The sequence below is a fragment of the Ruegeria arenilitoris genome (assembly GCF_013030265.1).
Lineage (GTDB): Bacteria > Pseudomonadota > Alphaproteobacteria > Rhodobacterales > Rhodobacteraceae > Ruegeria > Ruegeria arenilitoris_E.
Genome location: NZ_WPZQ01000006.1, coordinates 155,422 through 176,510, shown reverse-complemented (window position 1 = coordinate 176,510; position 21,089 = coordinate 155,422). Strand labels below are relative to the sequence as shown.

The window sequence follows — 21,089 nt, the reverse complement described above, 5'->3', positions numbered from 1 at the left end:
GCGATCGCAATGATCTAGCTTGTCGCAGTATTCAGTCACTGCAATTCAAAAAAACCGCCGCAGAATTGGGTTCTGCGGCGGTTAGTCGATTTGCTCTCTTAAGCTCTGTATCAGGCGCTGTGTGCACCATCCGAAAGCGATTTTACAAACTCAAGCACTTCGCCAACGGGTTTGCCCGCGCCGATCTGGCTGACGATTGCAGAGCCTACGACTGCGCCGTCAGATACACTTGCGATATTGCGGGACTTCTCTGGTGTGTTGATCCCGAACCCGACAATTACTGGCAGATCGGTTGCTGCTTTGATACGTGCGACTTCCGGTCCGACATCAGTTGCCTGCGCTTCGGCTGCGCCTGTGATCCCGGTGATCGATACGTAATATACAAAGCCCGAGGTGTTCTGAAGAACGCGCGGCAAGCGCTTGTCATCGGTGGTCGGGGTGGCCAGACGGATAAAGTTCAGGCCTGCAGCCTGAGCAGGCAGGCACAGCTCCTCATCTTCTTCGGGCGGCAGATCCACAACGATCAGCCCGTCGATGCCTGCATCTTTTGCGTCGACCAGAAACTTATCGACGCCACGGCTGTAGATCGGGTTGTAATACCCCATAAGAACAATCGGCGTGGTGTCATCGGTTTCCCGAAACGCCTTTGCCAGATCCAGCGTACGCTGCAGGGTCATGCCGCTGTCCAGCGCCCGCTGTCCGGCAGCCTGAATTGTTGGTCCGTCCGCCATCGGGTCGGTGAAGGGCAGACCCAACTCGATTACATCCACACCCGCGCCGGGAAGACCTTTGACCACCTCAAGAGAGGTTTCATAGTCGGGATCCCCTGCCATGACATAGGCGACAAAGGCTTTTTTCCCTTCCGCTTTCAGGGCGGCAAACTTGGCGTCGATACGGGTCATCGGATGTCCTTGCGATCAGGTTTCGACCTGATGTGCAGAAACTTTGCCCGAAAATCAATCCCGCTCCTGATCGGATAAGTCAGAAGCCGTAGTGATACCGAACCAGAAGTGAGTTGACGCCCGGGTTATTATCCTGCGTGCTGGCGTTTGATTTATGGGTAATAGCCATCGAAATCTTGTTGCCGCTGTTCAGTGTATAACCGACGCCGAACAGGCTGCGGATCTGAAAGCTGCCACCCAGATCATTCAGAGCGTTTGACTCGTCATAGTAACCGGGCATGACGCTGCCTTCGAGGAACCAGCGGTCAGCAAAGGTGTAGATCCCGATCAGGCCAACACCAACATGTGTATCGCCGTCCTTGTCGACCGAAAGCGCACCGCCCCATGTGGCGCTGAAACGGGTGGCTTCGTGAAAGGGCCTGTGCTGATACTCAAGCGAGAAAATCGCCTGATCAACTGATTGGCTGTCGGAGTAGTCCGCATATCCGGCGCCAAAGATTAACGACTGGGCCTGCGCCGCTGATGCAGCGGCCAAAATCGCAACAGAAACGAGTAAAGATCTCATGATGGGGCTTCGCTAATTGTTTGTTCGCAAATCGTTAGGTGGTCATCCTAGGGATCAAATTTCAATGTGCGCAACTGCGCAGGGCGACAACAATTTTGTGATGTTGCCAATTGATCCTAGTTCTGCAGGTCGTTTGTCTGGCTTGCGCATCGACGCTGACCTGCATAGAAGCAGCCGTCGAATGGCTTCAGGAGACCGTCATGGGCTTTAAAATGGGAATCGTGGGTTTGCCGAATGTAGGCAAGTCGACCCTCTTCAATGCGTTGACCAAAACCGCAGCCGCACAGGCGGCGAACTTCCCGTTCTGCACCATCGAGCCCAATGTGGGTGATGTGGCTGTACCTGATGATCGTCTGGACAATCTGGCGGCCATTGCCAGCTCAAAACAGATCATCCCGACCCGGATGACGTTCGTGGATATTGCGGGCCTTGTGAAGGGTGCGTCCAAAGGCGAGGGATTGGGCAACCAGTTTCTGGCCAACATTCGCGAAACCGACGCTATTGCCCACGTGTTGCGTTGCTTCGAAGACGGCGACGTAACCCACGTGGACGGCCGCGTCGATCCCGTGGCCGATGCCGACACGATCGAAACCGAACTGATGCTGGCCGATCTGGAAAGCATCGAAAAGCGTCGCGCCAATCTGGTGCGTAAGCTGAAGGGCAACGACAAAGAGGCCCAGCAACAGGACCGTCTGCTGGCCGAAGCACAAGCGATGCTGGAAAACGGCAAGCCCGCGCGTCTGGTCGAAGTGTCGGACGAAGACGCCAAGGCCTGGAAAGTGTTGCAGCTGCTGACCACCAAACCGGTCCTCTACGTCTGCAACGTTTCCGAAGAGGAAGCAGCAGACGGCAACGAGTATTCTGCCAAGGTTGCCGAGATGGCTGCGGCACAAGGCAACTCTCACGTCATCATCAGCGCCAAGATCGAAGAAGAGATCAGCCTGTTGGAAGATGACGAGGCGCAGATGTTCCTTGAGGAGATGGGCCTGGAAGAGCCCGGTCTCGATCGTCTGATCCGCGCCGGTTATGACTTGCTGAAACTGGAAACCTATTTCACCGTTGGCCCCAAAGAGGCCCGCGCCTGGACCATCCGCACCGGTACCGCTGCACCGCAGGCGGCGGGTGTGATTCACGGTGACTTCGAAAAGGGTTTCATCCGCGCCGAGACCATCGCCTATGACGACTACATCGCCGCAAACGGTGAGCAGGGTGCGAAAGAGGCTGGCAAGATGCGCGCCGAAGGTAAGGGCTACATCGTCAAGGATGGCGATGTGATGCACTTCCTGTTCAACACCTGATTAGTGCTGAATTGCCCGGCCTACTGTCAGGCCGGGCGCACTGTATTCGCGGCTCTTAGTTTTCCAAACCAAGCTGCTGTCGCTGCGTGAAGAAATCCCACACAACCCAGCTTTCTGCTATTTGGCCATTAGAAAACCGGTCGATCTGAATGCCGGTCCAGTCAACCGACCGCCCAGTGGCGGGCAGCCCGAGATAAGCGCCCTTCTGGGTTCCATAAAAGCGCCAATGGGTGGATACGCGGTCGCCTTCGGCAGTCTGCCCCAAAATCTCAACCTTCAGGTCTGGAAAGGCCTTATGGTTCTCTTCGACGATGCTGACCCAGGTGGTCAGGTCGATGCTGCCGGTGCCTCCGGTAGCCAAGGGGGCTTGATGGTTCTGATAGCCATCGGCGAAAATCGATTCATCAATCGTGGAATCTGCGGCCCACATCTCGAGGACCTGTCGGGACAGGTTTTTTGCTGTTGAAATGTCGTTCTCCTGCGCCATGGCACCTCCTACTGCCGTAAAAGCAAGCGATACTGTCAGTATCCAGATATGCGCGACCAAGCCGAATTGCTGTCTGACCATTGAAATCCTCCGCCCGTCATCTCGACTCTGTTTCACGATAGCGCGCTGTTCGTGAAAGAAGAAAGCGCATTTCACAGCTCAACTTCATAGTCGAACTACAACTATAGCTTTCACCGCGACGCAAACGCGTTACTGTGCATCTGGTCAGATTTGGGACAACGCTGAATGATCGAAATCCGCGATTTGCAATTGCTCAGCGCTTTGGCGCGGCACCGACACTTTGCCAAGGCAGCGGAGGAATGCGGGATTTCTCAGCCTGCCTTTTCCATGCGCATCCGCAACCTTGAGGATCGCCTGGGAGTCTCCATCGTCCGTCGCGCCAATCGGTTTCAGGGTCTGACCGAAGAGGGCGAGATGATCGTCCAGCGGGCACGTCGTATACTGGATGATACCAAGGCACTGGAACAGCAGGTGCTGGCGGCCAAAGGCGAGATCACGGGCACTCTCATCCTAGGTGTGATCCCAACCGCGATTGCATTTACCGGGCGGCTCACCAAGCGATTGCGGCAGGCGCACCCGCGTATTGTGACGCGCATCGAGACGATGTCCGCTTCCGCCATCCAGCATCGGTTGGACGAGGGGAGTCTGGATGCAGGCGTGACCTATGGCGATAGTATAGGGACTGACTTGCGTCAGGTGCAGCCGCTCTACGAAGAGACGTACGTATTGCTTGTTCCGACGCATATGACAGACGAAACCGGGCCGGTTCCCTGGGCGCGTGTGGCCGAGTTTCCTTTGAGCTTGCTGGAGCCTCAGATGCAGAACCGGCGCATTCTCGACCGAATCTTTGCTGATCAGGGGCTGCATCCCGATGTTGTTGCCGAAACCAGCGGATTTACAGCGTCCATGGTCATGGCGCGCGAAGGGTTGGCGGCAACTGTTGTACCTCGTGTACTGGTTCGTGCGCTGGGCGATCTCAAGGGGACGAAAGTGCTGCCTCTGGTCGATCCTGTTGTAAGTAAACCAATTTGTCTGGCGACGCTGACGCGGGATCCGGAATTGCCAACTGTCGAGGCTTTGCGAGCTGTGGTGACGTCTTTACGGTGATAATCTTTCGTTATCGTGCGATTGAGATTTGCGATTTGACGATATGCTACTCTGATGAGAGACGGATGTCTCATACGGAGGAAAGCATGGCACCACTGGATACCAAGCCATCCGACGCAAAGGGCGTTTGGAAGTCAGGTAAAGGCAAAGGGCGGCACACGCCCAAAGGCCGACAGTTTACGGATGAAGCACAGGCCGAAATTGCGCGCCTGCTGGGTGATCGCCCGCGTCGCCGCGACCTGCTGATCGAGTTCCTGCATTTGATTCAGGATGAACATGGCCATATCAGCGCCGATCATATCGCCGCACTGGCCGTTGAGATGCGGATCGGGCAGGCCGAGATTTACGAAACTGCGACCTTCTATGCCCATTTCGATGTGGTCAAAGAGGATGAAACGCCCCCTCCGGCGTTGACGATCCGTGTCTGCGATTCCCTGTCCTGCGAAATGGCTGGTGCCCAGCAGTTGCAGAAGGCGCTGGAAGATGGACTTGATCCTTCCGAAGTTCGTGTGCTGCGCGCGCCTTGTATGGGCCGTTGTGACACCGCTCCGGTGCTCGAGATCGGTCACAACCACATCGACCATGCGACACCGGAAAAAGTGCAGGCTGCCATAGCTGCCGATGATACCCATGCTCACCTACCCGACTACGAAACCTTCGCGGCCTATGAAGCCGATGGCGGCTATGCCAAGCTAAAAGAACTGCGTGACGGCGGCGACTGGGAAAAGGTACAGGAGAATGTTCTGTCCTCGGGCTTGCGCGGTCTGGGCGGCGCCGGTTTCCCGTCCGGCAAGAAATGGGGCTTTGTTAGAATGAACGAAGGTCCGCGCTATCTGGCCGTGAACGGCGATGAGGGCGAGCCCGGTACATTCAAGGATCGCTACTATCTGGAGCGTACGCCGCATGTCTTTCTTGAGGGTATGCTGATCGCGGCATGGGCGGTCGAGGCTGAGACCTGCTTCATCTACATGCGCGACGAATATCCGGCCGTTCTGGAAATTCTGCGCCGTGAGATTACGGCGCTGGAAGAGGCCGGGATCGTTGAGCCGGGCTACATCGACCTGCGCCGCGGTGCTGGTGCTTATATCTGCGGTGAAGAATCCGCGATGATCGAGTCGATTGAGGGCAAAAAAGGTCTACCGCGTCACCGTCCCCCGTTCGTGGCGCAAGTTGGGGTCTTTAACCGTCCAACGCTCGTGCACAATGTTGAGACACTTTATTGGGTCTCGAAGATCTGCCGCGAAGGGCCGCAGATCCTGAATTCTGTTGAAAAGAATGGCCGCAAAGGTCTGCGCAGCTACTCGGTTTCAGGCCGTGTAGTGAAGCCCGGTGTTTACCTGCTGCCAGCAGGGTCGACCATTCTTGACGTGATTGATGCCGCCGGCGGCATGGCCGAAGGTCATGTGTTCAAGGCGTATCAACCGGGCGGGCCGTCGTCAGGTCTTCTCCCCTCCAGCATCGACGACGTCCCGCTCGACTTTGACACACTGCAGCCGTTGGGCACCTTCATCGGGTCTGCCGCTGTGGTGGTTCTGTCTGATCAGGACACTGCCCGCGATGCGGCGCTGAACATGCTGCGGTTCTTCGAGGATGAAAGCTGCGGCCAGTGCACGCCCTGCCGGGCGGGCTGCGAAAAGGCTGTGAAGCTGATGCAGGCCGACAAGTGGGATCAGGACCTACTGGAGGACCTGTGCCAGGTCATGGGCGACGCGTCCATCTGCGGTCTGGGGCAGGCAGCCCCGAACCCGATCCGCCTGGTCATGAAACATTTCGCTGACGAAATCTGAGGGAGACAGAGCCATGCTTGATGCAAGCCCAACCAAGACCGTCACCTTCAACCTGAACGGCGAAGACGTTACCGTCCCCGAGGGCTGGACCATCTGGGAAGCCGCCAAGGGGCAGGGGTTCACTATCCCCCACCTGTGCCACAAGCCACAGCCGGGCTATCGCCCCGACGGCAACTGCCGTGCCTGTATGGTCGAGGTGGAAGGCGAGCGCACTCTGGTCGCCTCGTGTATCCGTCCTGCAGCCGAGGGAATGGTCGTCAAGACCGACAGCGACCGCGCCGAGAAATCACGGGCCATGGTCATGGAACTGCTGGTTGCCGACCAGCCCGAGGAAGCGCACGATAAATCGAGCCACTTTTGGGATATGGCCAAGCTGAACGATGTCAGCGACAGCCGTTTCCCGGCAAAAGAGGCCGAGAAGATACCGCTGCTAGATGACAGCCACGTTGCGATGCGCGTCAACCTGGACGCCTGTATCAACTGCAACCTCTGCGTGCGTGCATGCCGTGAAGTGCAGGTCAATGACGTGATCGGCATGGCTGGTCGTGGCCACACCTCACAGGTTGTGTTTGACCAGAACGACCCGATGGGCGCATCAACCTGTGTTGCGTGTGGCGAATGCGTTCAGGCCTGCCCAACCGGGGCGCTTATGCCTGCAACTGTGTTGGACGACAAGCAGCAGGGCGACAGCAAGGACTATGATTCCGAGACTGAAAGCGTCTGCCCGTTCTGCGGTGTGGGCTGCAAGGTCTCGCTGAAAGTCAAAGACGGCAAGGTCAAGTATGTCGAGGGCATCAACGGCCCTGCGAACGAAGGTCGTCTGTGTGTCAAAGGTCGCTTTGGCTTTGACTATATCCATCACCCGCACCGCCTGACCAAGCCGTTGATCCGGCGTGAGGATGCGCCAGAGAAGGGCCTGAACGTCGATCCGGGCAATCTGTCGACCCACTTCCGCGAAGCAACGTGGGAAGAGGCGATGGACCTGGCTGCCACCAAACTGAAAGCCCTGCGCGCCGAAGATCCGCGCTCGGTTGCAGGCTTTGGTTCGGCCAAATGCACGAACGAAGAAGCCTATCTGTTCCAGAAGTTCATTCGTCAGGGATTCAAGCACAACAACGTCGACCACTGCACGCGTCTGTGTCACGCCTCTTCCGTGGCGGCATTGATCGAAAACGTTGGTTCAGGTGCGGTGACCGCGACCTTCAATGAGGTCGAAAACTCGGACGTGGTTATCATCATCGGAGCTAACCCGATCGAGAACCACCCGGTTGCGGCGACTTACTTCAAGCAGTTCACCAAACGTGGCGGCAAGCTGATCGTGATGGACCCGCGCGGCGTTGGCATGCGCAAGTTCGCAGACGAAATGCTGCAGTTCCGCCCCGGTGCCGATGTTTCGATGCTCAATGCGATCATGAACGTGATCGTCGAAGAGGAACTGTACGACAGCCAGTACATCCACCGCTGGACCGAAAACTGGGAAGCCGAGAAAGAGCACCTGCGTCAGTTCACGCCCGAGGCGATGGCGCCGATTTGTGGCATCGAACCGGATCAGTTGCGCCGTGTCGCGCGCACCTTTGCGCAGGCCAAGGCCGGCCTGATCTTCTGGGGTATGGGGGTTAGCCAGCACATCCACGGAACGGACAACTCGCGCTGCTTGATCAGTCTCGCGTTGATGACCGGCAATGTCGGTAAGCCCGGTGCCGGTCTGCACCCGCTGCGTGGTCAGAACAACGTACAGGGCGCGTCTGACGCGGGCCTGATCCCGATGTTCCTGCCGGACTATCAGTCGGTCACCGATGACGGTATCCGCGCGAAGTTCAATAACGTGTGGGACTCAGATGATTTCTCGAACGAGAAAGGCCTGACAGTCACCGAGATCATCGACCAAGCCTATGCGGGCAACATCAAGGGTATGTACATTCAGGGTGAAAACCCGGCCATGTCAGACCCGGATGTTGGCCACGCGCGTGATGCGCTGGCCAAGCTGGAACTGATGATCGTGCAGGATATCTTCCTGACCGAGACCGCGAACTACGCCGACATCATTCTGCCGGCCTCGGCGCTGTATGAAAAGAACGGCACCGTGTCGAACACCAACCGTCAGGTGCAGCGGGTGCGGCCCGCCGTGGCACCTCCGGGTGAGGCGCGCGAGGACTGGAAGATCACAGTCGAACTGGCACAGCGGATCGGTCTGAACTGGGATTACACCGATGTGTCTCAGGTCTTTGACGAGATGAAGCTGACGATGAACTCGCTCGACAATATCACTTGGGATCGTCTGAAAACCGAAACGATCACCTACCCCTCGCTCAGCGAGACTGACCCGGGGCAGGCGATTGTGTTTGGTGATGGCTTCCCGCGTGCTGACGGCAAGGCCCGGTTCACTCCGGCCAGCGTCATCCCACCGGATGAGGCACCGGATGAGGAATATCCGATGATCGCCACCACGGGTCGTCAGCTGGAGCATTGGCATACGGGTTCGATGACCCGCCGGTCGAATGTTCTGGACGCTGTTGAGCCGGAAGCGAACTGTTCGATGAACCCGCGAACGCTGAAACTGATGGGGATCGAACCGGGTGAAATGATCCGTCTGACAACCCGCCGTGGCTCAATCGAGATCATGGTGCGGGCTGATCGGGCCATTGCCGAGGATATGGTGTTCATCCCGTTTGCCTATGTTGAAGCAGCGGCGAACATCCTGACCAACTCGGCCATCGACCCCTATGGTAAAATCCCCGAGTTCAAGTTCTCGGCGATCCGGGTCGAGAAGATCAAAGACGCCATCGCGGCGGAGTAATACCACTACCACTCACGAAGCAGGATCAGGCGGCCCGAAAGGGTCGCCTTTTTCACTTCTTGACAGTCGCTTACGCGCAGCCAACCCTTAGGTGGAGTGCAGCCGGGGAGGAATTCATGCCGCGCCGTTTTGTCGATCTGTCCGTACCTCTGGAAACCGGTATCGTATCGGACCCGCCGATCATGTTGCCGGAAATTGAGTACATGAGCCATGACCAGACTGCAGAGCAGGTCATGTCATTCTTTCCAGGATTGAAAAAAGAAGACCTGCCCGATGGGGAAGGTTGGGCCATTGAACGGCTGCAGATCGCGACACATAACGGGACCCATCTGGATGCGCCGTATCACCATCATTCGACCATGAACAAAGGCGAGCGTGCGATCACAATCGACGAAGTCCCATTAGAATGGTGCATGAACCCCGGCGTAAAGCTGGATTTCCGCCATTTCGATGATGGCTATGTCGCCACCGCAGCCGACATCGAAGCCGAACTGAAGCGCATCGGTCACGAGTTGCAGCCGCTTGACATCGTTGTGGTCAATACTGCTGCCGGGACACGCTATGGCGAGGCTGACTATCTGATGAAAGGCTGCGGGATCGGGCGCGAGGCGACGCTCTATCTGACAGAGCGTGGGGTACGTGTAACCGGCACCGATGCCTGGAGCTGGGATGCCCCATTTCCTTTAACCGCGCAGGAATATGCAGAAACGCATGACCCTTCGATCATCTGGGAGGGACACCGCGCCTCGATGGATATCGGGTATTGCCACATCGAAAAGCTGACCAATCTGGAAGACCTGCCACCAACAGGGTTCGAGATTTCCTGTTTCCCTTTCAAGATCAAAGGTGCTTCTGCCGGGTTTGTACGGGCCGTGGCTATTTTTGAGGAATAGGACTCTTTTCATGTGATTAGGTGTCTGATGCGTCCAATTTGGTCAGCGTACCGGACAACGTTGCGACCCAGATAGCGACGCAGGTTTTCGCGGCGGGCGTTCTGCTGCATCATGAGTGGATGAACACACGGAGGAAGACGTAAGTGTCATCAGCTGAAACGACAGGAGCGGGATACGACGGGCCCTATCCCGCGCCGATCGAAGTTCATGGTTTTACCGCAAAACCAGAGTGGATCGACTACAACGGCCATATGAACGTCGGCTACTATGGGGTCGCCTTTGACAACGCGCTCGAGGTATTCATGGTTGACCATCTGGGTCTGGGTGAAGTGCAGGTGGCTCAGTCCGGGCAGGGCCCATACATCATCCAGTCGCATCTGCATTTTGTCCGAGAGGTCTTGGAAGGTGCGGCGTTTTATATCCGAGTTCGCCTGCTGGATGCCGATCACAAGCGCGGGCACTACTTCGCTGAGATGTTGACTGAGGCCGATCACAGCCTGTGTGCAACGCAGGAAGCGTTGTTTATGAATGTCTGCCACGAAACGGGGCGCTCCATACCCTATCCCGGCTGGGCCGCCGCTCGACTTGCGCAAATGGTGCAGGATCACAGCGGATTGGAGCCCGTATCCCAGATCGGCCAACCAATCGGCATTCGCCGGAAATAGGTGGGCTTAGCGCCCAATCGCATAGGCCTGCATCAGGCGCGGAGTCGCTGCGGCATGCAGCAGGCCGTCAGTCTGTCGGCGCGCCGCCGTCAATCTGCCCACAGTCCAGGGCTCTGCCTGTTCGATTTTGTGGCCGCGGGCCTGAAGGTTAGCGATGGCCTCGGACCCAAATCCAGGCTCGATCATCAAATGCCCGGGCCTTGTTTCGCGAGGATAGAACGAGCTTTGGAAGTGAGCTGTATGGAACAGCGGTGCATCAATAGCTTCCTGAAGGTTCATGCCATGATGAACCAATCGCAGCAGATAGATGAGCTGCCACTGATCCTGTTGGTCGCCACCGGGTGTGCCAAAGGCAAGTTCGCTGCCATCAGGTGCACGTGCCATGCTGGGCGACAGGGTCGTACGCGGGCGTCGGCCGGGGGCTAGTGATGTTGGCAATCCCTCCTCAAGCCAGAACATCTGAGCGCGAGTGTTGAGCGGCATTCCTAGCCCGGGAACAACTGGAGAAGATTGCAGCCACCCGCCCGAAGGTGTGGCGGACACCATGTTGCCCCAGCGGTCGATTACGTCCAGATGTACCGTGTCGCCGCGCTTTTCAGTCAGATGCGCCATGGTAGGCTCACCCGCGCCGATCTGATCTGCTGGCTGATAGGCTTCAGACGCATGGGTAAGCGCCGCATCGACCCAATGCTCATATCCGGGAAGACGACCCGGTCTTTGATCGGTTGATGCAGAAGCACTGATCAAAGCGCGGCGCGCATCTGCATATTCTGCTGACAGAAGTGTATCGATGGGAATGTCTACCTGAGTCGGGTCCCCGTAGTAAGCCTCACGGTCGGCAAAGCTGAGCTTCATTGCTTCAGTCACGAGATGGACAAACTCGACATCATCTGCGGCGTTCAGATCGAACCCAGTCAGCAGATTGAGCGATTGCAACAGCGTGGGTCCTTGGGTCCAGAGGCCCCCCTTCCAGACAGTCCAGTCGTGATAACTGGTTGAAATTGGGGGCTCATAACCGGCCTGCCATTCGGCCATGTCCTGCCCCGTCAGAACGCCTTTGTGCCGATGGCCCGACGCATCCATAACGCAGGCGTCGCGTAGAAAATGGTCGATGGCCTCGGCAATGAATCCGCGATAGAAAACCTGTCGCGCCTTTTCGAATTGTGCGGTTCTATCGCCAACCGTTTCCGCTTCGTTCAGCAGCCGCTGCCAGGTTGCAGCAAGCTGTGCATTTCGCATCAACGCCCCAGCGACCGGAGCCGACCCGCCCGGTATCCACGTATCATAGGAAGTCGGCCATTCTTCGTGAAAGAACTCAGCCAAACCGGCAATCGTATTGGCAACACGGGGCAGGGCCGGATGTCCAAACTCGGCATAGTGGATGGCTGGTTCCAGTATGTCTCGCAGAGGCAGTGAACCATGATCACGCAGCGTGATCATCCACGCATCAAAGGCGCCGGGAATAACGGTGGCCAAAAGCCCCGTGCCAGGTATGCGCTGTAAACCCTGATCCCGGTAATGCGCGATCGTGGCCCCGGCAGGCGCGGTACCCTGACCGCAGACCATGGTTGGTGTTTCCGAGCCTGCAGGTTTGATCAGCATTGGCATATCGCCAAGCGGGCCGTTCAGATGTGGCTCGACCACATGCAGGACAAACCCCATGGCAGCGGCGGCATCAAAGGCGTTGCCGCCTTGTTCAAGGATCTTCATGCCGACGGCAGATGCAATCCAGTGCGTGCTTGTCGCGACACCGAATGTACCGGCGATTTCGGGGCGTGTGGTAAAGGTCATAATGGCTCGGCTGCTGTTTCAAGCCGATCCTGCATGCCCCTGACAGAGGGTCAAGTCACCGCTGCGAGAGGCATTTAATAGTCGCGTTCAAAAAAGATACCAATGCCGGTTTCTCCACGTCCGTCTACCGTGCCACGTACCGTGAAACTGTCTGTGACATCCAAGTTCAGGTTCACCTCAGTGTCGCCCTCAGTATTCACAGTGAAATCGGTGTAGAGATTGTCACTGAGATATGCGCCGGCGCCCAGACGGCCAGCGCCGCCTTCGGTTGCGCCAATATCGATCGTATCGACACCGGTTGCGTCCCTCAGACCTTTGGTCGCGTCCCCGCCTGCGCCGCTCAACTGCGCCAGAGAAGCTGCCATCTGGGCGATAACGAATGGGGAGAGTTCTGAGAAGCGGTTGCCGAACAACAGCATCGCCAGCGCTTCTTCTGCCGGGCGTTCCGGGTCTGAGAAGACGTCAACTTCGGGTGAATCCAGCGGACCGGCGATTTCGATTGTGGCAGTGCCATCAGATGTACTGGTCGAAGATTCGAACTCGATATAGGGCGTCAGGTCGCCTTGCAGCGTGACGATGCCTTTGGTCAAGGCCAGTCGGCGCCCGAGAATGTCGATGTTACCCCGGATCAGTTCGATCTGCCCCGATGGAACGACGGCGGCCGTCGTCCCTCCGATCTGGATTCGGCCGCCGAGTTCAGCGTTTACACCACGACCGCGTACAAAGACTGCTTTGGGAGCTGACAGGCCAATGTCCAGAGAGATGCGCGAGTTGCTTTTTTTGGCGCCTTCCACTTCGACCAGTCCGGCCCGTTCCCGGGTGACATAGCTGGCGCTGCTTTCGTTCAGGTGTTCGATCTCGGGGATCGGTGCCGCGCCGACGGCACCGGTAGCCGCGGCAAGATTGATATTGGTTTCGCCAAAGTTGATCTGCCCGGCGAGCGAGCTGTTCCCCGCCAGTGCCCCCGTCAACGCAATTTGGCCGTTCAGGATCGTTTCGTACAGCAACTGATCTGTCAGCACGAGATTATTGAGCGCTGTCGTGATCTGCGCATTGAAAGGTGGTTTGAGATCTACTGGACCACTGACAGTAAAGTTCCCTCCGGCACGGACCCCACCCTGCAGCGAGACCGTGGCCCGGCTTTGCGCCAGATCGACCGATCCACCGATGCCGGTAAAGGTCAGGCCGACATCCGGGATTGCCATCGAGGTGCCCGAAGTGGTGACCGACCCGCTCAGCGCATCCAGCGACGGTTTACCTTTCAGCGCCAGATTGAACTGAGCGGTTCCATCGATCTTGTTGGGGGTGATGAAGATATTCGCAATACCGATATTCACGCTGCCCTGAGCGGTCAAGTCGGCCGCGGTTGTTGCCTCGTCAAAGGTGCCGGCCACTTTGCCATTGATGCCTGCCGGGCCTTCTGCGCTCGCATCGATCGTCCATTCACCGTTGTCGCGCTTGGCGCTGCCTTTGGCTGCAAGGCTGCCCGGGAATTCTGGTGCAAAACGTTCGATACGATTGAACTTCGCATCGAAGTCCAGATCGGCTGCGCCGTTGGTGTCGACTGTGCCGACTAGATTTGCATATGAGCTATCGGGCCCCTGAAGCCGTGCAGTGCCCTCAATCCCGGTGTCTGTCGGGGCCACGTTCCCATCCAGTTTCAGCGGCCCAGACAAAGTGGCCGACAGACGGCTGAGATCATCCAATGCAGCAGAGAAATTCAGTCCACCAGCTTCCCGATCCAGTTGACCCGACGCGTTGGCGGACAAGGCCGTTCCGCTGAGGCGGAAGTTTCGAATGTTCAGCCCCTGATCGTCATTCAATGCGTCTACCGTGAGTGTTGTGCGCCCCTGGATAAGAGAATCGACTGTATCAATGCCGGTTTTGATGTCGTTGGCATCCACACTGCCCTGAATATCGAAGGTCTTGCTGCCTTTTGCACCTTTGCCTTTTGCATTCGCTTTGACCGATCCAGCCAGATCCCGACCGGTAATACCAGAGAATAAAGACAGATCAGGTGCGTTGACCTGCGCCTGCCCATCGACGGACAGGTTGCCAGTAAGGTCATCGATTGTGGCTGCAACACGCGCGGTCAGCGCATTGCCATTGACGGTGGCATTTCGGATTACCACCTGATCGCCGGATTTGGCGCCGTCAAATTTGATGGTTGTACGCCCGTTCAGCAGTGGGTCAAACTCTGCCATGCCGGTTTGGATGTCATCACCGGTTACGCTGGCTGTGCCGTCGAACTCGAGTGTCTGAACCGTGCCCTTGCCGTCGAGCTGCGCTTGCAATGCACCTGACAGATCTCGCTGCGCGAGGCCTGAGAAGATCGACAAGTCGGTGGCGTTTACATTGGCTTGCCCGTCAATGGTCAGGTTCCCATCCGGGGTGGTGACATCGCCATTCGCCTGCGCATTGAGGGTTTCACCAGTGATGGTGAACTCCCGAATGGTCACACCGTCCGATCCGCGTTTGCCATCCAGTACGATGTCGGTTTCTCCGGCAATTACTGGATCAATGTCATCGCGACCGGTGGAAAGGTCGCGCCCGCTGACAACCAGTTTGCCGTCAAAACTGCCTTCCAGCGGCGATCCGTTGCCTTCAACCCGAGCCGAAGCGGATCCACCAAGGTCGAGTTTGGCAAGCTCGGAAAAGCGCGACAGATCGGTCGCCTGTAACGAAGCTGAGCCATCGATCTGCAGACCGGTTGCGAGCCCACTGATCTGCGCATCGGCCCCAAGCTCATAGTCGCTTCCGACCAGCTCAAAGCCCGACAGCCTAAGCGACTGATCGCTTCCATAGTCGAACTGACCATCCAGTGTGATGCGGTCACCAATGGCGGTATTAAGTGCGGGATCGGCCATATCGATCCCGTCGAGTGCCGCCTGCAGGTCACCATCGACGCTCAGGCCGCTGGTCTGATCCAGGGTCCCCTGACCGGTAATGCGCGCGTGGTTCAGACTGATTTGACGCGAGTTGACGTCGTCTGCCGTAACGCTCAGATCCCAGAGATTACCGTTCTTTGCGTCGAACAGTGCCGAAATCTGAGCTGCACCAATCGAAGTGTCCCCACCGCTGACCGGCAAAACTACTTTGTCTCCATCAGGCGGCGTGATGCGGCCCTGCAATGCAGCCAATTGCAATTTGCCACCTGCTGCGAGGCTGAGTTGGCTTTCCAGTTTCAGAGCCTGCGAGGTGATTTCGATATCTGAAACATCCAGCGCGCCATCGGAATGGGTTTGCCCATCAACGAACAAGCGTGTGTCTGTGCCAAAGAACGTATCCATGTTCTCAGCCAGAAACGGGGTCAGGTCGCCATTCAGATCGGCAGTGAAGGCGATGCCATCGGTGGATGTCTCATTTGTCTGGTCTGCACTGCGCAATCGAACCTGACCAGAGACCCGATCAACATTGTCGCTGCTCAACCCGATGTCGGCAGTAAAATCGGTGACCGGACCTGATCCCTCGGCCGTCAACCCGATTGGCGGACTGTCGGGAATACCCAGCGCAGTCGAGATCAGGCCGCCAGACGCTTCGGCCACAGTCAGATCCAGATCGATCTGCCGCGTTTCATTCTGGAACCCGGCGGCCAGATTGATTGAATCTCCGGCTCGATCCAACCGATTGATGGCTAGATTTGTATCCAGCGCGCCATCCGCGAGCGATAGATTGCCGTTCACCGCAAGCTCAGCGGCCACGCCGATCAACGGTTCGCCCAGCGAGACTTCGTCAATGCGTATCTCGCCAATTTCGATGGATACGGGGAGCTCGGGAAGCTGAAAGGGCTGGGTCTCTGCCGAGGTGGGTTCTGCCTCTTTTGTTGTCGTACCGGGTGCCCGGGCGACATCAATTTCTTCTGCGGTCAAAGCGTTTACCGAAAACCGGCCGCGTATAAGTGCCAGCCGGTTCCAGTCCAGTACCGCGTTTTTAACCGTTAGCCAGACGCCTTCGTCATCCGCGACCGTAATCTCTTCGATAGTTGCACGAGAACTCAGCGCGCCCTGCAGCCCGATAACCTTGATGTTCCGGTCTTCCCCGGACAGCGTGTCCTGCAGGAAATTTTCGAGCATGCTGCCGCCGCCATCCTCCTGCGCCTGCACTGCAACAGGCGCTGCGACCATCATGGTTGTAAAGACCAGAGGATATGAAACGCGTCGCATCAAAAGGCTTGTCCGATCCCAAGATAGAATTGCAACCCATCGCCGGTATCGCCCTGAACGGGGTAGGCCAGATCAAACCGAAGCGGCCCGAAGCCGCCCAGATCATACCTGACGCCGATCCCCGCACCTGAATGGAATTCTGCGTCTGCGGTTACGAAGGACGAAGTATCGACCATACCGTAGTCGTAAAACCCAACCAGCGACAACTTTTCTGATACTTTGCCGCGCACTTCACCCGAGAAGCCAAGGAAAGACTTACCGCCCGCAACCCCTGTGCCAACAGGAATGCCCAGACTCTCATAGGGTTGACCGCGAACCGTTCCGGCCCCGCCCGAGAAGAACAGAAAGTCAGGTGTCACCCCATCTGCCGGAGGTCCGATTACAGACCCAAGCTGTATGCGACCGGCCAGTACCAGCCGACCAGAAGTGCGAAGATCCGTGTAGGCGCGACCGTCAAAGAATAGCCGCAGACCTGATTTGGTTCCTGAAACGCCAACGAATGGCATGGCCTGGCTATCCAGATAAAAGCCGCGCGTAGCACTTACCTTGCTGTCGCGTTCATCCCATTCAGAACGGAACGGAACGATAAAGTATCGAAACTTGCGGCCATCACCATATGCGTCATCTGCGTTCGATACCGAGAAGCCAACGGCTGCTTCGGCATAAAGCCTGTCAGAGAATGTGCGACGAGCACCATAGGCCAGCGAGGCTACGCTCACATTGTAATTCTCTGTGTTTCTGCGTTCCAGCAATGCGCTCCAGAAGGTGTTGTCATCCGGACCCAGACGATCGGGTTGATCAAGGCGCAGGCCGATGCGGCCATCGATATCTTCGGCCCCGCCTATGTTTCGGATGGCAGCTTCAAAGCGTAGCCGCTCGGCTCGTTTAAAAACGTTACGGTGGGTCCAGGTTGCTGTGACGTCGAGACCATCCCGGGATGCAAGCTCGACACCGAATGTCAGCCGACGTTTGGGCAGATCTTCGAATGTTGCATCAAAATCCAGCGTGCCATCGGGATTGGGTGTATCGCGCTCCTGAATCGAAACGACACTGAATGTTCCGGTGCGTCGCAACCGGGTGCCGACCTTTTGAATCTGCTGCGGTGAATAGACCTCGCCCGTCGGAAAACCGGCGATTTTTTCAATCGAACGGGTGCGGACATCCGTGTCGCCATGGATGAACATCTTGCCGAATGTAAGCCGACGTCCGGGATCAAGATCAATCTGGGCATCCAGACGTGCCTGAGCGTGACGTGCGATGACCTTCTGGTCGGCCACATCGGCCTTCGCGTGCCCTGCATCCCGCCAGCCCTGAACTCCGGCCGAGGCAGCCTGTTGTATCGCCCCGGTGGTTGCCCGTTTTCCGGGGGCAAAATCAGCGGGCAGTTCGGTTTCGGGGGCCAGTGGTTGCACCACCGCGGTTCCGAAGTTGTATGGAGGCCCGGGATCAACAGTGATCGTGGCGCGGTTGATTTGCGCAGGCACGGTCAGAGAGCTGATGGTCGCGGCCTCTTGCCCATCCAGTTTGATGCTGACAACCGGGGCGAAATACCCCTCGTCATACATGATCTGAACGATCGTGCGGTAATCGGACAGGGCGGCAGACAAAATCTCCAGAGGCGTATCAAGCCCACGCGCTTCGGCAGTTGTGACCGAGGAGGTTTCCTTAAGACGCTCAACCAGTTCCTTGGGGGCGCCGGGGGCCGCCAGGGTGGTTTCAAGTGCGAACAGAGCGGTTGGCGCCAAAGCCGTCAGAGTGCCCAAAAGCCAGCACCCCAGAATGCCTCGCGGCCTGCTTCTCTGCATCAGATGGCTCCAACTGCCCCTAGTCGAAATCACTCGCGCCGCATTGTGTCTTGCTGCAGCTCGTTAAATTCATGTTAGAGCATTTGAACCCGTTCAGGGAAAGGGGTTTAGTGCGCTGGCCGGTATTTTGACCTGAACTGTGGTCGCTTTACAGGCCCGCGTTTCTGAACCAGCGAATGATGGCTTCGCGATCTTCGGGTTCCATATAGGTCACGTTGGCAGGGGGCATTGCATGTGTGACGCCCGACTGCAGATAGATTTGCTGCGCATTCCGCGCGATGTCACCTTCGGTTTCCAGCAGAACGCCTTTGGGAGCCCATAGAATGCCTTCCCAAACCGGTTCGCGGGCGTGGCACATGGAACAGCGGCCCAGCACGATATCGTGCGCCTCTTCAAACCCGTCCGCGGCCGCGAATTTCTGTTCATAAGGCGTCAGCGGCTGTGCTTCGGCCTCTTCCAGCGGTTTGTACATGGGGGCAGTGGACAGCCACATGATCGCGATGAATAGCAGTGCGGTGACCAACCACGTCCATGTCGGGTCACCTGCACGTGCGTGCCGGGTGTTGAAGTAGTGCCGGATTGTGACACCCATCAGGAACACCAGCGCCGCAATGATCCAGTTGTATTCGGTCGCGAAGGCCAGCGGGTAATGGTTCGACAGCATCAGGAACACGACCGGCAATGTCAGGTAGTTGTTGTGCGTCGACCGAAGCTTGGCGATCTTGCCGTATTTCGGGTCGGGCGTGCGGCCGTTCTTCAGGTCGTCCACCACAATCCGCTGGTTCGGCATGATGATGAAGAACACGTTTGCGGTCATGATCGTGGCGGTGAAGGCACCAAGGTGCAGCATCATCGCGCGGCCGGTGAAGATCTGGTTGTATCCCCAACCCATCGCCACCAGCAGAACAAACAGCAGCACCATCAACAGGGTCGGACGCTCTCCCAGACCGGATTTGCACAGGAAATCATAGACCAGCCAACCCACAGTCAGCGACGCAGCCGAGATCAGGATGCCCTGCCATAGTGCCAGATCGGCTTTCTGCGCGTCGATCAGATACAGCTCTCCGCCCACCCAATAAATGATCATCAGCAATCCGGCCCCGCTGAGCCAGGTCGCATAGCTTTCCCATTTGAACCAGGTCAGGTGGTCCGGCATCCGTTCGGGTGCCACTAGGTATTTCTGGATGTGATAGAAGCCACCACCGTGTACCTGCCATTCCTCCCCGTCAGCGGGTCCGGGAATATCCCGGTTCAGGCCAAGATCCAGCGCGATGAAATAAAAGGACGATCCGATCCACGCGATGGCGGTAATCACGTGCAGCCAGCGCACAGCGAATGCCATCCAGTCCCAGAACACGGCGAAGTCGTACATGCAGATGTCTCCGATTGCTTGCGGCCACACTAGGCAAGCGGGCTTTTCTTCGGTATTCCCGTATATTGTCAAACTGTATCAAAAAAAACGAGAAGATGTCCTACCTCGATAACATCCGAACCTTTGTCAGGGTCTACGATCTGGGCAGCATGTCTGCTGCAGGGCGCGATTTGCGTATCTCACCTGCGGTAACTTCAGCGCGGATTTCGCAGTTGGAGGACCATCTGGGCGTGCGCCTGTTCCAGCGAACCACCCGGAACCTGACGCCAACCGAACAGGGGCGAGCCTTCTATCCCGGTGCTGTTGGGGTTCTGGATGCCGTAGACGAGGCCGAAGCACAGGTCGTGCATCTGACCGAAGCGCCGCGGGGGTCATTGTTTGTTGCCGCACCTCTCGGGGTGGGGCGTCGATTACTTGCGCCGCATGTCCCTGACTTTCTTTCAGAATACCCTGAAATCGATGTCCGGCTGCGACTGACGGACCGATCAGTTGATCTGACGACCGAAGGTCTGGATCTGGCGTTCTTCATCGGACAGCCCGAGGACAGCACGTTGCGTATCCGCAAGATTGCGGACTGTCAGCGCGTGCTGTGCGCGGCACCAGACTATGTTGAACGTCGCGGTATGCCGGAAACAGGGGCGGACCTGATCTCGGACGGGCATGAGTGTCTGAACCTGCGCTTCCCCGGGGCAACCGAGTTTCAATGGCTGCTTGAAACGCCCGATGGGCCAAAGCGGTTCGCAGTCTCGGGCCGTTTTGAATGTGATGACGGTGATGTGCTGACCGATTGGGCGCTGTCAGGGCAGGGCATCGCGATGAAGCCGGTTTTTGAGGTGGCTGATCATCTCAAGGCCGGACGCCTGGTGAAGGTAGCTGCACAAACGCCTCCGGTTCCGGTGCAGATGGCGTGTTTGTACACCCATCGCCGCCACCAGGACCCGAAGGCGCGTCTGTTCATGGACTTTATGATTTCGCACATCGCGAAAGTGGTTAAGAGCGCAGAAGCCTGAGTGATCAGCTGCCGCGATAGGTTGAATACCCAAAGGGCGACAACAATAGAGGCACGTGATAATGCGCCTCTTCATCTGACATGCCAAATCGGATTGGGACCTGATCCAGGAACAGAGGATCCTCTGCCGCCTGACCTGTCGCATGCAGGTAATCACCGGCGAAAAATATCAACTCGTAGGTGCCTGCCTTGAATTTCTCTTTTGGCAGGATCGGGCTATCTGTCCGGCCATCGGCGTTGGTTTCCATCTCGACCAGTTTCTTGTGCGAGTTGCCGGATACCCGATAAAGCGCGATTTTCAGGCCTTCTGCCGGGCAGCCGCGGGCCGTGTCCAATACATGGGTTGTCAGATAGCCTGCCACGGTCATCTCCTGTTATCCTGTCGATATTCCCGTTTGCCGCATGTCGCGAACCTTGGCAAACAGGT

15 protein-coding genes are annotated in these 21,089 nt (G+C 57.4%); 7 read left to right on the top strand and 8 right to left on the bottom strand.

The window, feature by feature from the left end; translation table 11 throughout:
• Nucleotides 1–110 precede the first annotated feature (110 nt).
• Both trpA and GOX61_RS12400 read right to left on the bottom strand, forming a co-directional pair.
• On the bottom strand, nt 111–902 hold the full coding sequence (gene trpA / locus GOX61_RS12405) for a tryptophan synthase subunit alpha (RefSeq protein ID WP_155148978.1): 792 nt from the start codon (nt 900–902) through the stop codon (nt 111–113).
• A 79-nt stretch (nt 903–981) separates the two neighbouring features.
• Nucleotides 982–1,467, bottom strand: a complete 486-nt coding sequence (locus GOX61_RS12400) for an acyloxyacyl hydrolase (protein WP_170334116.1) — start codon at nt 1,465–1,467, stop codon at nt 982–984.
• A 200-nt stretch (nt 1,468–1,667) separates the two neighbouring features.
• Here GOX61_RS12400 and ychF point away from each other — a divergent pair, with 200 nt between their 5' ends.
• The gene (gene ychF / locus GOX61_RS12395; RefSeq protein WP_170334113.1) at nt 1,668–2,765 is read left to right on the top strand and encodes a redox-regulated ATPase YchF; all 1,098 of its coding nucleotides are present in this window, start codon (nt 1,668–1,670) and stop codon (nt 2,763–2,765) included.
• 55 nt (nt 2,766–2,820) lie between these two features.
• Here ychF and GOX61_RS12390 read toward each other — a convergent pair whose 3' ends face one another.
• Nucleotides 2,821–3,333, bottom strand: a complete 513-nt coding sequence (locus tag GOX61_RS12390; RefSeq protein ID WP_170334112.1) for an ester cyclase — start codon at nt 3,331–3,333, stop codon at nt 2,821–2,823.
• Nucleotides 3,334–3,498: 165 nt separating this feature from the next.
• Between GOX61_RS12390 and GOX61_RS12385 the strand changes: the two genes are divergently transcribed.
• The 5 genes from GOX61_RS12385 to GOX61_RS12365 all read left to right on the top strand — a co-directional run bounded on the left by GOX61_RS12385 (nt 3,499) and on the right by GOX61_RS12365 (nt 10,522).
• Nucleotides 3,499–4,380, top strand: coding sequence for a LysR family transcriptional regulator (locus GOX61_RS12385; protein ID WP_155148986.1), 882 nt, complete (start codon nt 3,499–3,501; stop codon nt 4,378–4,380).
• Between the two features lie 86 nt (nt 4,381–4,466).
• Complete coding sequence (locus GOX61_RS12380; RefSeq protein ID WP_170334110.1) at nt 4,467–6,167, top strand: NAD(P)H-dependent oxidoreductase subunit E; 1,701 nt, start codon at nt 4,467–4,469, stop codon at nt 6,165–6,167.
• A 13-nt stretch (nt 6,168–6,180) separates the two neighbouring features.
• Nucleotides 6,181–8,964 carry a formate dehydrogenase subunit alpha gene (gene fdhF, locus GOX61_RS12375; RefSeq protein WP_170334108.1) on the top strand — a complete coding sequence of 928 codons (2,784 nt, stop codon included), beginning with the start codon at nt 6,181–6,183 and terminating at the stop codon, nt 8,962–8,964.
• Nucleotides 8,965–9,080: 116 nt separating this feature from the next.
• Entirely contained in the window at nt 9,081–9,857 is a 777-nt protein-coding gene (locus GOX61_RS12370) for a cyclase family protein (RefSeq protein WP_170334106.1), read from the top strand.
• 143 nt (nt 9,858–10,000) lie between these two features.
• Nucleotides 10,001–10,522 carry a thioesterase family protein gene (locus GOX61_RS12365; protein ID WP_367646962.1) on the top strand — a complete coding sequence of 174 codons (522 nt, stop codon included), beginning with the start codon at nt 10,001–10,003 and terminating at the stop codon, nt 10,520–10,522.
• Nucleotides 10,523–10,528: 6 nt separating this feature from the next.
• On the opposite strand, the gene GOX61_RS12360 is transcribed toward GOX61_RS12365, so the two are convergent.
• From GOX61_RS12360 to GOX61_RS12345, 4 genes are all read right to left on the bottom strand, one after another.
• Nucleotides 10,529–12,313 carry a gamma-glutamyltransferase family protein gene (locus GOX61_RS12360; RefSeq protein ID WP_217353851.1) on the bottom strand — a complete coding sequence of 595 codons (1,785 nt, stop codon included), beginning with the start codon at nt 12,311–12,313 and terminating at the stop codon, nt 10,529–10,531.
• 74 nt (nt 12,314–12,387) lie between these two features.
• Entirely contained in the window at nt 12,388–16,476 is a 4,089-nt protein-coding gene (locus GOX61_RS12355) for a translocation/assembly module TamB domain-containing protein (RefSeq protein WP_170334104.1), read from the bottom strand.
• Nucleotides 16,476–18,281 carry an autotransporter assembly complex protein TamA gene (locus tag GOX61_RS12350; protein ID WP_170334102.1) on the bottom strand — a complete coding sequence of 602 codons (1,806 nt, stop codon included), beginning with the start codon at nt 18,279–18,281 and terminating at the stop codon, nt 16,476–16,478. Before GOX61_RS12350 ends, GOX61_RS12355 begins: the two co-directional genes overlap by 1 nt.
• 148 nt (nt 18,282–18,429) lie before the next feature.
• Complete coding sequence (locus GOX61_RS12345; protein WP_170334101.1) at nt 18,430–19,653, bottom strand: urate hydroxylase PuuD; 1,224 nt, start codon at nt 19,651–19,653, stop codon at nt 18,430–18,432.
• A 95-nt stretch (nt 19,654–19,748) separates the two neighbouring features.
• On the opposite strand from GOX61_RS12345, the gene GOX61_RS12340 reads away from it, so the two are divergent.
• The gene (locus tag GOX61_RS12340) at nt 19,749–20,663 is read left to right on the top strand and encodes a LysR family transcriptional regulator (protein ID WP_170334099.1); all 915 of its coding nucleotides are present in this window, start codon (nt 19,749–19,751) and stop codon (nt 20,661–20,663) included.
• 4 nt (nt 20,664–20,667) lie between these two features.
• Here GOX61_RS12340 and uraH read toward each other — a convergent pair whose 3' ends face one another.
• Nucleotides 20,668–21,024, bottom strand: a complete 357-nt coding sequence (gene uraH, locus GOX61_RS12335; RefSeq protein WP_170334097.1) for a hydroxyisourate hydrolase — start codon at nt 21,022–21,024, stop codon at nt 20,668–20,670.
• Nucleotides 21,025–21,089: the final 65 nt, after the last annotated feature.

What these genes read in the sequence shown, in the direction of transcription:
- trpA (WP_155148978.1), bottom strand. Translation starts at nt 902, where the DNA reads ATGACCCGTATCGACGCCAAGTTTGCCGCCCTGAAAGCGGAAGGGAAA.
- GOX61_RS12370 (WP_170334106.1), top strand. Translation starts at nt 9,081, where the DNA reads ATGCCGCGCCGTTTTGTCGATCTGTCCGTACCTCTGGAAACCGGTATC.
- GOX61_RS12380 (WP_170334110.1), top strand. Translation starts at nt 4,467, where the DNA reads ATGGCACCACTGGATACCAAGCCATCCGACGCAAAGGGCGTTTGGAAG.
- GOX61_RS12350 (WP_170334102.1), bottom strand. Translation starts at nt 18,281, where the DNA reads ATGCAGAGAAGCAGGCCGCGAGGCATTCTGGGGTGCTGGCTTTTGGGC.
- GOX61_RS12390 (WP_170334112.1), bottom strand. Translation starts at nt 3,333, where the DNA reads ATGGTCAGACAGCAATTCGGCTTGGTCGCGCATATCTGGATACTGACA.
- GOX61_RS12340 (WP_170334099.1), top strand. Translation starts at nt 19,749, where the DNA reads ATGTCCTACCTCGATAACATCCGAACCTTTGTCAGGGTCTACGATCTG.
- GOX61_RS12360 (WP_217353851.1), bottom strand. Translation starts at nt 12,313, where the DNA reads ATGACCTTTACCACACGCCCCGAAATCGCCGGTACATTCGGTGTCGCG.
- fdhF (WP_170334108.1), top strand. Translation starts at nt 6,181, where the DNA reads ATGCTTGATGCAAGCCCAACCAAGACCGTCACCTTCAACCTGAACGGC.
- GOX61_RS12345 (WP_170334101.1), bottom strand. Translation starts at nt 19,653, where the DNA reads ATGTACGACTTCGCCGTGTTCTGGGACTGGATGGCATTCGCTGTGCGC.
- GOX61_RS12355 (WP_170334104.1), bottom strand. Translation starts at nt 16,476, where the DNA reads ATGCGACGCGTTTCATATCCTCTGGTCTTTACAACCATGATGGTCGCA.
- ychF (WP_170334113.1), top strand. Translation starts at nt 1,668, where the DNA reads ATGGGCTTTAAAATGGGAATCGTGGGTTTGCCGAATGTAGGCAAGTCG.
- GOX61_RS12385 (WP_155148986.1), top strand. Translation starts at nt 3,499, where the DNA reads ATGATCGAAATCCGCGATTTGCAATTGCTCAGCGCTTTGGCGCGGCAC.
- GOX61_RS12400 (WP_170334116.1), bottom strand. Translation starts at nt 1,467, where the DNA reads ATGAGATCTTTACTCGTTTCTGTTGCGATTTTGGCCGCTGCATCAGCG.